General features: G+C 55.9%; 9 protein-coding genes. 2 read left to right on the top strand and 7 right to left on the bottom strand.

The genetic code is table 11. The features are described from left to right. Positions 1–96 precede the first annotated feature (96 nt). The 7 genes from D1224_RS10525 to D1224_RS10495 form a co-directional block, all read right to left on the bottom strand. Positions 97–1,248: an acyl-CoA dehydrogenase family protein gene (locus D1224_RS10525; RefSeq protein WP_119379822.1), complete on the bottom strand. Its 1,152-nt coding sequence runs from the start codon at positions 1,246–1,248 to the stop codon at positions 97–99. A gap of 338 nt (positions 1,249–1,586) precedes the next feature. Further along, complete coding sequence (locus D1224_RS10520; protein ID WP_119379821.1) at positions 1,587–2,786, bottom strand: lipid-transfer protein; 1,200 nt, start codon at positions 2,784–2,786, stop codon at positions 1,587–1,589. 318 nt (positions 2,787–3,104) lie between these two features. Then, on the bottom strand, positions 3,105–3,947 hold the full coding sequence (locus D1224_RS10515) for an FAS1-like dehydratase domain-containing protein (protein WP_119379820.1): 843 nt from the start codon (positions 3,945–3,947) through the stop codon (positions 3,105–3,107). A gap of 1 nt (position 3,948) precedes the next feature. Next, a complete protein-coding gene (locus D1224_RS10510) occupies positions 3,949–5,097 on the bottom strand; it encodes an acyl-CoA dehydrogenase family protein (RefSeq protein WP_119379819.1) in 1,149 nt (382 codons plus the stop codon). Continuing rightward, positions 5,094–6,317, bottom strand: coding sequence for a CoA transferase (locus D1224_RS10505; protein WP_119379818.1), 1,224 nt, complete (start codon positions 6,315–6,317; stop codon positions 5,094–5,096). The genes D1224_RS10510 and D1224_RS10505 overlap by 4 nt, the downstream gene beginning before the upstream one ends. Before the next feature lie 27 nt (positions 6,318–6,344). After that, the gene (locus D1224_RS10500; protein ID WP_119379817.1) at positions 6,345–7,550 is read right to left on the bottom strand and encodes an acetyl-CoA acetyltransferase; all 1,206 of its coding nucleotides are present in this window, start codon (positions 7,548–7,550) and stop codon (positions 6,345–6,347) included. Between the two features lie 2 nt (positions 7,551–7,552). Then, the gene (locus D1224_RS10495; RefSeq protein ID WP_119379816.1) at positions 7,553–9,028 is read right to left on the bottom strand and encodes an OB-fold domain-containing protein; all 1,476 of its coding nucleotides are present in this window, start codon (positions 9,026–9,028) and stop codon (positions 7,553–7,555) included. Between the two features lie 373 nt (positions 9,029–9,401). On the opposite strand from D1224_RS10495, the gene D1224_RS10490 reads away from it, so the two are divergent. Next, entirely contained in the window at positions 9,402–10,814 is a 1,413-nt protein-coding gene (locus D1224_RS10490; RefSeq protein WP_182482234.1) for a carotenoid oxygenase family protein, read from the top strand. A 143-nt stretch (positions 10,815–10,957) separates the two neighbouring features. After that, on the top strand, positions 10,958–11,740 hold the full coding sequence (locus D1224_RS10485; RefSeq protein ID WP_119379814.1) for an enoyl-CoA hydratase/isomerase family protein: 783 nt from the start codon (positions 10,958–10,960) through the stop codon (positions 11,738–11,740). The last annotated feature ends 6 nt before the right edge of the window (positions 11,741–11,746 follow it).

The raw sequence follows: 11,746 nt of genomic DNA, 5'->3' as shown, positions 1-11,746 counted from the left end.
GGTCGCCGAGCAGCGCTCAGAACCGTCTTAATTACGAGTTGACGAATTCGCCATTGAACAATTTCGGCTCCAGGCGTTTCAGCGGGCTCGATGAAGCTATTTCGCTTTGCCCAGTATCGAGTTCGCAATCATTTCCTTCATGACTTCATTCGTGCCGCCATAGATTCGTTGCGCCCGGGCATCGGTCCATGCGCGTGAAATTTCATATTCGTGCATGAAGCCGTACCCCCCATGCAACTGGACGCACTCGTCCACGACGCGGCCTTGAAGATCGGTGCACCAGTACTTGGCCATTGACGCCTCATTGCTGGAAAGCTTTCCCTTCAGCTCCAGCTCCATGCATCGGTCGACGAAAACACGCCCGATCTGAATTTCGGACGCCAGTTCCGCAAGTCGGAACCGTGTATTCTGGAAATCGCTGACACGCTGGCCAAACAGCTTGCGATCCGTCACATAGGACTTCGTCAGCTCGAGCGCGTATTCCGCACAGGCGACTGCCATGATGGCAATCTGCAACCGCTCCCACGGCAAGTCCTGCATGCAGTGAATAAAGCCCTTATTCTCTTCTCCGAGAAGATTTTCCGCCGGCACGATCACATCATTGAAGAACAGCTCCGCTGTATCCTGCGCCCGCAGGCCGACCTTTTTGAGCTTTTTGCCCTTTTCAAAGCCCGGCATGTCACGGTCCACGACAAAGAGGCTGATCCCCTTTGCGCCGAGCGATTTGTCGGTCTGGGCAACAACGACGACGAGACCACTGTGATAGCCATTCGATATGAATATCTTGGAGCCGTTCAGCACCCAGTGATCTCCCTTGCGCTCAGCGCGTGTCTTGACGGTCTTCACGTCCGACCCCGCACTCGGCTCGCTCATCGCCAAGGCGCCAATCATTTCGCCAGAGACCATTTTCGGCAGGTATTTGGTTTTGAGATACTCAGAGCCGTATGACTGAATATACCGTGCCACGATGTCAGAGTGCATCGCCAGTGACAGACCAAGCCCGCCCAGAGGCCCCAATTCTTCCAGTAGGATCATGGAATAGAGCTTGTCTGCCCCTGCGCCGCCATAGGCGTCATCTACTGTCGCGCAAAGAAACCCGGCTTCACCGCACTTTTTCCAGATGTCCGTCCCCGTATCCTCACGCTCTTCCCACTCCTGCAGGTCGGGGCGCACGTCCTTGTCGGCAAACTTCCGGACGGCATCGCGGAACAAAACGTGCTCCTCCGAAAAAAGTGTGCGTGGAATCATGAGACAGTCTTTCGGTTAGTGTGAACGATCTTGCCGTGAGCAAGACCGGAAACCCATTCGACAGGAAGCGTCCGGAGAAAAAAGGACGATTGTTGGCGTAACGGTTAGCGCGCGGAACATGACAAGCTTATGCATCGGCATCTTTATTGGTCACCCAAATCCTCGGACTTGGTGCGGGCTTCCATACAGATACTGCAGCAAGAACTATTCATTTAACGCTGTTTATTTATTTGCGGGCAAAAACGGTGTCAACCTGAATTGGCTGGGAAGCTGGGTCTGAAAACAAGCCAAAAATTGCGTTGAGCTCACCGTTTCGGGCCGCTTCCAGCCGACCGGTCCTATCCGGTCTTCTGATAGAGCGTCACAACACACGCGCCGCCGAGTCCGATATTATGCTGGAGCGCGATCTCGGCGCCCTCGACCTGGCGGGCATCAGCCGTCCCACGCAATTGATGCGTCAGCTCGTAGCACTGTGCGAGACCGGTCGCACCGAGGGGATGCCCCTTCGACAGAAGACCACCAGACGGATTTGTCACAAATCGGCCGCCATAGGTGTTGTCGCCATCAGCAATGAACTTCTGCGCCTCCCCCTCACCGCAAAGGCCAAGACCTTCATAGGTGATTAGCTCATTGTGGGCGAAACAGTCATGCAGCTCCACAACATCGACATCCTCAGGCCCGATACCCGCCGCGTTGTAGACTTGGCGGCTTGCGTCGCGGGTCATACCGTACCCTGCGACCAGCATCATATCGAGGCCAGCAAACGTTTCGGGGGTGTCAGTTGTCATTGCCTGAGCGGCAATAGCCACATTGGCCGACAACCCATGTTTCCGCGCATAAGATTCAGACACGACCAGCGCCGCAGCCGCGCCGCATGTCGGCGGGCAGGCCATGAGTTTGGTCATTACACCTGGCCAGAATTCCGTTGAGGCCAGAACGTCATCACTTGTCATTTCAGTCCGAAGCAGCGCCAGAGGATTTTTGGCGGCGTGACGGCTGGCCTTTGCCCGGACCTTGGCAAAGTCTTCCAGCGTCGTGCCATATTTTTCCATATGACTTTGACCTGCCCCACCGAAACAACGCAACGCTGATGGCACATCGGAAGGCCCCATCAGCTCATTACAAAGCTCGTTAAAGTCGTCGAACGGACTTGGCCGGTCGTCAAAATACGTTCCAAGTGCGCCGGGCTTCATTTGCTCGAAGCCGAGGGCCAGAACACAATCGGCAGCACCACTTTCGACAGCCTGTCGCGCGAGAAAGAGCGCGGTCGACCCTGTCGAGCAGTTATTATTCACATTTATAATGGGCATGCCCATCTTGCCGAGCCGGTAAATGGCTTTCTGACCACACGTAGAATCGCCATAGACATACCCGACATAGGCCTGCTGGACATCGGAGATATTGATCCCAGCATCTTTGAGCGCATCGGATGCCGCCTTCGCGCCCATTACATCAAAATCCTCGGATGCACCCGGTTTCATAAATGGGATCATGCCGACCCCTGCGATGAGCGCTCGTGATCCTTTTTGTGCTGGCATGACGCGATATTCCCTTCTGGCCACTCGGAAATTTGCAGTGGCGGCCCTTTGATTACCGCCGTTAATCTTTTCAGGTCCTCCCGATGTCAAGATCAGGAAGCCCGTTGATGGAGGAATTTCCTGCATCCTTAAGGCATATGCGAACCGGCACGGCGCACCCGCTTGCGTGCGGACTGGCCTCAGCCGAGGTCGCAGCAGCGAGCGCAAAAATGCAGACTCGCCCCAACCTGCCGGAGTGTTCAGAAGCTTACGCGCCTGCGATCAGTTCCGACCATCGTGTTTTCGTCAAACGCAAACCGCTAGATCCCACCTCCGTTGTCATCCGGCTCCAAGGTCAGCTGTCAACAGAGATCCTGTCATCACGACGTTGCCATCCGGACCGAGGATTTCGAGCGCCATCCCCTGCCCCTCGTCAGGCCGGAATTCGAGGAGAAGTGGCTGCCCGCAATAAGCCGGCGACTTTCCGCGAAACGCAAACTTTCTGATCCGGGCGCCGTTCAGTCGTTTCGATGCAAAGTGCAGCAGCAAGCTTGCCATTAATGGTCCCTGAACAACGGGTCTCGGATAACCTTCTTCCGATTGCGCATAATCGGAGTCATAGTGGATCCGATGCGTATTGAAGGTCAGCGCTGAATACCTGAACAACAACGGCGCCGTCGGAACAATGGTGTCCCGCTCAACACCGTCCCGGCTTGCAAGCTCGCTCTCCACTGGAAGCACGGCCGCAGTCGTCGCGACGTCCCGATAAACGAGTGTCTGGATTTCTTCGACGGCCACCGTCTCGTTCACCCGGGTAACATGCTCGACCTCCAGGAAAACCATATTGCCGCTTGCACCCGTTTTGGGTGTGAGGGATTTTATCGTGCTGCGGCGGTGCACCCGGTCACCGACGCTGAGCGGGCGAAGGAATTTGACGCGGCTCGACGCCCACATGCGCCGCGGAAATGGGACTGGCGGCAGGAAACCGCCCTTTCTCGGATGGCCATCGGCGCCAAGCTCATCGATCGGCGTATCTGGTAAACACAGGCACCAGTGAATGCCTGGTGGCGCAGTTGCGGATTGTTGATTGCAGCCGATCGTGGCGCGATAGCGGGCAAGCAGTCCTGCAGTCAGCACGTCTTCGGCTTCATGCGTGCGGCCGATCCATTCATCGAATTCCATGTCAGTAAGACCTCGGCAAGTCCAGCACGTGTTCGGCGAGATAGGACAGGATCAGGTTCGTCGAAACGGGAGCCACCTGATACAGGCGTGTCTCGCGGAACTTTCTTTCGATGTCATACTCGGCAGCGAACCCAAACCCGCCATAAGTCTGGATACACATGTTCGCCGCTTCCCAGCTGGCATCGGCGGCAAGTAGTTTGGCCATATTGGCTTCGGCACCACCGAAATGCCCCTCATCATACGCCGCAGCCGCGTCTCGGACCATGAGCTCTGCAGCCCTCATATTGGCGTAAGCCCTTGCGATGGGAAATTGCACGCCCTGATTTTGCCCGATCGGCCGTGAAAAGACCTGTCGGTCTCGCGCATAGGACGACGCCTTCTGAATAAACCATTTGGCATCGCCGATACATTCCGAAGCGATCAGGATGCGTTCGGCGTTCATTCCCGACAGGATGTATTTCAGTCCCTTTCCTTCCTCGCCAATAAGTGCCGACTCCGGCACGAACACATCGTCGAAGAAGACTTCAGTCGTTGAGTGGTTCATCAGTGTTTCGATGGGCCGTATCGACAGTCCCTGACGGCGCGCATCGCGCAGGTCGATCAGGAATACCGACAGGCCATGTGTGCGAGATGTCGCATGCTCGCGCGGCGTCGTGCGCGCGAGAAGAATCATGAGGTCCGAGTGTTCAGCACGGCTCGTCCAGATCTTCTGACCATTTATTCGATATCCGCCATCCACTCTGGTCGCGACCGTCTTGAGTGAAAGTGTATCGGTGCCGCTGGTTGGCTCAGTCACACCAAAGGCCTGCAACCGCAGATCACCTGATGCAATCGCTGGCAGATAGGCCTCTTTCTGGGCATCGCTGCCGTGTCTCAGTAGCGTTCCCATCGTGTACATCTGCGCATGGCAGGCGGCCGCGTTGCAGCCCTGCAGATGGATTTCTTCAAGTATGGCTGTGGCTGCCATGAGGGGCAGACCTGCCCCGCCATAGGCCTCAGGAATTAGCGCCGCGAGATATCCGCCGCTAGCGAGAGCATTAACAAAGTCTGTCGGATAGGCCCTGGCGCGGTCACATTCACGCCAATAGGCTCCTGGAAATGCAGCGCAAAGTTTTGCGACTTCGCGGCGAATGTCCTCGAACCTGTTCAAACCTGCGCTCTCCCGGCAATACCTTTTGCTTTCAGCGCGTCGCACTCTGAGGCCGACAGGCCCAACCTGTCTTGCAGAACGGAAAACGTATCAGCTCCAAGGGAACGGGCACTTTGCGGCTTTCCGCGCTGAAACGCTGGTAACGTCGCAGGCGCGCCCGCAACCGGGTACCGCAATCCGCTGACATTGTCGATTTCTTCAAATATGGGATTGCCCCGGACAGTCTGCGTCTGTGTAACAGCCTCATGTAAGCTGTTGTAGGCGCCCCAGCACCCTCCCGCACGGCTGAGGGTTGCACCCAGCTCCTCCAGGGTGAACCTGCATACGCGGCCGGCAATCAGCGGATAGATCTCTTTGCGGTACTGGTATCTGACACTTTCGGACGTTGCGAGATCGACGCCGAGACGCGCCTCCAGCTCAGCGACTTTTTCCGTTAGCCCCAGCGTTTCAACGAGCGCTGTCCATTGTCGTTGCGTGAGGGCAACAATCATCATGCGCCTGCCGTCTGCCGTCGCGAAATCCCGCCCGAACGCGCCAAACAGGTCATTGCCGATCCGCGGCCGGTCATGTCCAGACTGGAGCACTTCGGCGATCTGACCGAGATTGCCTAGCGCTGCGATTGCGATGTCTGCCAGCGGCACCCTGATTTCCTGACCTTGGCCGGTTCGCTCACGATGATTGATAGCTGCCATCAACACAAAAGCGGCATAGCTGCCCGCAAGCAGATCCCAGGCCGGCAGCACATGATTGACCGGCTCATCGCCGAGCGCTTCCGGGCCAGTCATGAATGGAAGACCGATAGCGCTGTTGACGGTATAATCCACAGCGGACTGCCCATCAGCCGTGCCCATGATACGTACCGTGATCAGATCAGGCCGCTTCTTTGCCAAGACCTCGTGGCTTAAAAACCCGTCGCACGGGTAATTCGTCACAAGTATCCCTGCGCCTTCGCCAGGGGCCGTGATTAGATCCTGAATGAGGGTGCGTCCGGCCTTGTCGCGGACATTGACTGCGACAGACTTCTTTCCCCGGTTCAAACCTTCCCAGTAGAAACTTTCTCCGGAGTCAGCCACCGGCCACCGCCGGTAATCGGGACCACCCTCGGCATGGTCGATGCGCGTGACTGACGCGCCAAGCTGAGACAGGTAAAGTCCAGCCGACGGCGCGGCAACAAAGGACGCGCACTCAACAATCGATAGTCCTTCAAGCAATTTGTACATCGCAAATTCAATCGCCAGCCCGCGGGCTCAGGCGCCCTCAAGTCCGACGATCGCGATAGAACTGACATTCTGGTTCGGCATACCGCCCAGATTATGGGACAGAGCAAGCTTGGGTGAATCCTGACGCTGGCGGTCGCCTGCCCGGCCAAGAAGTTGCAGGTAGTTTTCATAGATCATCCGCAGGCCAGAAGCCCCGATTGGGTGGCCAAAACATTTCAGCCCGCCATCAATCTGGCAGGGTATCTTTCCATCTGAATCGAACTTGCCATCCAGGACGTCTTTCCAGCCCTTGCCATCGGCGGAGAGAAAGAGATCCTCCATGGTCACTAGTTCGGTGATCGAGAAGCAGTCATGCACTTCGGTCAGGCTGATATCATCTTCAGGGTTCTCGATACCCGCTTCAGCATAGGCCTTCTTGGCCGCGATCCGGGTGGTATGAAAATACGTGCCGTCCCAGCCGGTGCTTTGCGACTCCCAGCCGTTCGAGGTGGCAAGCTGAATTGCCTTTACCAGGACAAGGCCTGTCTTTCCGAGAGATCGTGCGATTTCGGGCGTGGTCACGATCGCGCATGCCGCGCCGTCCGACACACCGCAGCAATCGAAAAGGCCAAGTGGCTCAGCGATCATGGGCGCATTGATGACCGTGTCGATATCAATTTTCTTGCGTAGATGCGCCTTCGGATTTAGCGCGCCATTGTCATGGCTCTTAACCGAAACATGTCCGATCGCCCGCTTCAGATCGTCTGGCGCCACTCCATACTTTGCGCGATATGCCGAGGCGATTTGCGCAAAATTTCCAGGTGCAGACCCGACAACACCGATCATGTCGGATGTCGTCCCGCGCGTGCGAACCGGAAGCCCCCCATAACCGGTGTCCTTGAGCTTTTCGACGCCTAGCGCGAGCGCAATATCGCAAGCGCCTGAGGCAACCGCATAAACTGCGCCGCGGAAGCCATCTGTCCCGCTCGCGCAATAATTCTCGACCTTGGTGACCCCGATTCCAGGCAAGCGCAGCCCCACAGCGAGGGGAATCCCGCTCGGGCCAACATTCTGGGCATCAAAAGCGACCGAAAGCCAAGCCGCATCAATTTGCGTCACATCGATACCGGCGTCCGCGATTGCCTCGTCGAACGCCTCGACCATCAGGCCGTCGGCATCCTTGTCCCATCTTTCGCCGAATTTGGCGCAGCCCATACCCAGAATTGCGACTTTATCCTTGATTCCAGACGGCATGATCAGCCTCCTTTTCGTTGGGATGTCGGGCGGGGTGCCGCCTTCCAGAAATACTTGGTGAAACCGCGCAACGTGTCCTTGGACTTGATGCGGAAAACCATGCGCATCTCCTGGCCAACTTCCACGTCATTTGCAGTGACATCGGTGAACTCGGCGGTCAGACGTCCCCCGCCCTCAAAGTCGATATTGCCGTAGAATGTTGGCGGGTCCGGCGAAAAGGTCAGGCTGTCGGCTGTATAGGTGACGACCCGCACAGGCAGCTCGGCCATCGGATAATCTTCCTGTGTAAACTGTGTACGATTATTTGGAGACACGCTGATATCGGACTTGGGAAACTGTACAGCACCCGTTTCCGTGCACTTCCCCCCAACCAGACCGAGCACGGTTTTGCGCTGTCGATACAACGTGGTCCCCGGCTGCTTCTGGTCGCCCTCCGCACGCATGCCCGTCTCTGTTTCAACAAGACCGCGGTGAAAAAGGTAGCGCTGGTAATTGGTGTCTTCGACCTTCTCTGCAAGCCACCCTTCAACGCCGAGACGGGCGGGCAACTTTGTGATCGCGTCTGTCACTTCAAATACAAGCACATCAGTGCCCTGGCCGAAGCTCGTCACCAGGATCCGATCACCGGGCTGGGCTTTCTGCAGCGCGGCGACCAGCAACATCAGTGGATAGGCCGTACCCGTATGGCCAATCGTTGCAATTTGATTGTCGACGAGCGTTTTCGGATCAATGCCTGCCGATTTGATCAGTTTTGCTGCGGCGCCAGGAGCGCTGATGGCAATGGCTGAATGTGTAACACTGCTTGGCTCAACTCCAGCAGCGTCGAGCGCGTCGATGATCGCCTGGCCCGCAATCTTGACGATACCTTCGTCCCGAACCCACCGGGATTCCCAGTCATAGTCGAACCGCGCGCCGCTTTCCCGGAAGTGATCGACAAAATCGACAGTAACGCTGTACCGGCCAATGCAGTTTGCAATGACGTCGCCGGTGCCCACAAGAAGGCTTGCAGCTGCCTCCCCATAACTCATTTCGGCGGGCGAGGCAGCTCGCGCCAGTCTTTGCTCGCTGGCAATGACCAGGCTCGTCTGATCGCTCGACAAAGCTTGCAACAGCGCCGATGTGCCCGCCTTCTGCGACCCGCCTGCATCCGTCGCTTCCAGCTGATCGCTGAGGGTAAGCGCTTCTTTGACAACGCCAGAATTCGACCGGTCCGCATTGGGCAAGGTCGTCGACGCAAGTCGAAGCGCATCAACCGAAGCGCGGTCTAAACCGGTCAGGCAATCACGCCCTGCCTCAACAGCCATTGTGATCGGGTCTTCATCCCAGTTCCCGATGGCTTTCTCACCTTTGGCCGATCCGCCGAGCCCCGGCGCATACCACTTATTGACGGCATGAATGGCGCTTCGCTGCAGGCGCCTGCGCGGCACATATGCGCCAAAGGCCAGAATTCCCACAGGTGAAGTAGTCGAGACTGTCATCAACAATGATCCATTGAAGCGGTGATTTTAAAGGCAGCCGTACACGACCGCCGCATCGACATTCCTAATCATGGAAAAATATTATTACCAGTGTTTTTTTTATAATTTGTCTTGCTGCCTTGCGATCGTTGGCAAGCCTATTGCGGTCAATTCAAGCAGCGTGACTGCCAGCGATTACCGTCGCGTCTTCACTCAGGCTTGGAGCGGGTTTGTCCGAAGAACTTGGCGTCGAAGCGCATAGCTAACGTCCCGAAGGGGACTGTCAGAGAGCATCAAGTTAGGCGTCTTTCACAATGCCATGCCCTCCTTTGGGATGGGGCGAAAGCTATTCGACTGCATATCCTCTCGGTGGATGAAATTGAGGAGACGTCCATTGGCCTACGATGAAGCTCAACCAGCGGCCCCGTATCTGCAGGGTGTGTACGCCCCCGTTTCAGAAGAAGTAACAGCGGCAGATCTTCAGATCAGTGGAGAGATCCCTCGCGATCTGAACGGCATGTTTGTGCAGAACGGCGCTAATCCTCGTTTCTCACCAGGCCCGGGTCACTCATGGTTTGATGGCGACGGCATGGTTCATGGGGTCGAAATTAGCGACGGAAAACCTGTATTCCGAAGCAGGTTTGTAAAAACGCAAGGTTTGGCTGAAGACATCGCCGCAGGTGAAGCCACCTATGTCGGATCTCTCTCAATGCCAGGAGCCGGCAAGCGGCACAAAAATGTCGCCAATACTGATCTGGTCTTCCATTCCGGCAAATTTCTCGCGCTCTGGTGGGAAGGTGGTCAGCCGCATGAATTGAGCCTGCCAGAACTCGAGACCAAAGGAACTTTTGACTATAATAGCACGCTGGAAGGTGGTTTAACGTCTCACGCGAAAATCGACCCAAAAACAGGCGAATTATTCTTCATTTCCTGGGGAGCAAAGCCACCGTTTCTGAACGTGGGCGTTGCCGCCGACAACGGACGATTGACCCGCTTCACCGAAGTGCCTTTACCTGGCCCGCGCGTCCAGCATGATATGGCGATCTCAGATCGTTTCATCTGTGTGTTTGATTTTCCAATGATGATGGATTTCAAACGTCCAAACCAGAAATCGCTGGGTTTCGTACTTGATGACACCATGCCTGCACGCATTGCGCTTGTTGATCGCAAGGATACATCTGCGCCGATTAAATGGTTCAATGTAAGCCCATGCTTCATGTGGCATTTGTCGTCAGCTTGGGATGAGGGCGACGAGTTCGTACTTGTCGGCGCCCGTATAGACGGCGCAACGAGATACACAAAATCCGGTGAAATCCGCGATGACCTTCCCCTGGTCGACGGAGAACACAGATTTGATTCCCATCCATATATGTGGCGCCTCAATGTAAAGACCGGACAGGTTAGCGAACGGCAGCTGGATGACGCATTCGTGGAATTTCCGAGGGTGAATGACAATTACATCTGCAGCGGCGCTCGCTACAGTTACATGCCTCGCATCGATACTTCACAGCAGACCTTACAGGCGAATGGTATCTACAAGTACGACCTCGATTCAGGTCGCCGTGTGGACCTTAGTTTTCCTGATCACCACATCGGATACGAGCAGAGCTTTGCACCGCGGTCCGGCGCGACGGAAGAGGATGATGGATATTTAGTCGGTTATGTCACTGACAAGAATTCGCTTGAAAGTGAATTTTGGATAACGCCCGCAAAAACTCTCGAAGATGGACCAGTTGCGCGGATCAAGCTGCCTCAACGAGTGCCTCCAAAATTTCATGGCAGATGGCTAGATGCATCTCTTTTCTGATCGTCGCTACGTTCCGGTAAATCAAACCGTCTGAAGAAGCTTGATAATGGGCAACGCTTCAAACGCTCTTTGGGAACGGCGTGCTCGTTACAGTTCCGCCCATTACTCCGCTGAACCTGCAATCGTCTTGAATAGGATCAAACATGGCTCGTTGCGTAGATTTATCCATTGAGAACGGGCTTGCTCGGCTCACGCTTGTCAATGGCAACAAAGGCAATCCACTGGATCATGAGTTTGGCGCCGAAATACGTGCAGCCGCAATAAGGCTCGAAGGTACACACGGGTTACGAGCCGTCCTTCTCACCGGCGAGGGAAAAAACTTCAGCGTGGGAGGCGACCTTGGGGCATTCTCAGGCGTTGCCGATCTTCCTGCTTATGTCCGAGAATCAACTGCAGACTACCATGTCGCACTTTCGAAGCTGATGCGCCTGCGTGCCCCCATCATATCTGCTGTGCAGGGCGCATGTGCTGGTGCCGGTGTGACGCTTGCCTGCTTTGCTGATTTTGTTGTGGCAACTGAGAACTCCAGCTTTTGTCTCGCTTACACATCGATCGGCTTTTCGCCGGATGGCGCCTCGACCTATGTGCTTCCTCGGCTTATTGGCACTCGGAAATTTCAGGAACTGGTCTACACAAACCGGCGTATCTCGGCCTCCGAGGCCTTGCAAATTGGCCTCGTCACCCAGCTTGTCCCTTCGGAGCAGTTGACCGAGCAAGCAGAAAAACTGGCGCGTCAGTTTGCAGACGGTCCGACAGGAGCATTTGCCGCGACGAAGCGCCTTCTGTTCGAAACCTACTCAAATTCATTTGAAACACAGCTCGAGTGGGAATCTCGCCTGCTGAGCGAACAATGCGCCAGCGAAGATGTTATCGAAGGCATCTCTGCCGCTTTATCACGACGTCCCCCCCAGTTCACAGGGCGCTAAAGTTAG

It is taken from the genome of Henriciella barbarensis (assembly GCF_003576345.1).
GTDB lineage: Bacteria > Pseudomonadota > Alphaproteobacteria > Caulobacterales > Hyphomonadaceae > Henriciella > Henriciella barbarensis.
This window is presented reverse-complemented; position numbering and strand designations above follow the sequence as displayed.

Coding starts and splice junctions, on each gene's coding strand:
- D1224_RS10525 (WP_119379822.1), bottom strand. CDS start 1,248: ATGATTCCACGCACACTTTTTTCGGAGGAGCACGTTTTGTTCCGCGAT.
- D1224_RS10520 (WP_119379821.1), bottom strand. CDS start 2,786: ATGCCAGCACAAAAAGGATCACGAGCGCTCATCGCAGGGGTCGGCATG.
- D1224_RS10515 (WP_119379820.1), bottom strand. CDS start 3,947: ATGGAATTCGATGAATGGATCGGCCGCACGCATGAAGCCGAAGACGTG.
- D1224_RS10505 (WP_119379818.1), bottom strand. CDS start 6,317: ATGTACAAATTGCTTGAAGGACTATCGATTGTTGAGTGCGCGTCCTTT.
- D1224_RS10500 (WP_119379817.1), bottom strand. CDS start 7,550: ATGCCGTCTGGAATCAAGGATAAAGTCGCAATTCTGGGTATGGGCTGC.
- D1224_RS10495 (WP_119379816.1), bottom strand. CDS start 9,028: ATGACAGTCTCGACTACTTCACCTGTGGGAATTCTGGCCTTTGGCGCA.
- D1224_RS10485 (WP_119379814.1), top strand. CDS start 10,958: ATGGCTCGTTGCGTAGATTTATCCATTGAGAACGGGCTTGCTCGGCTC.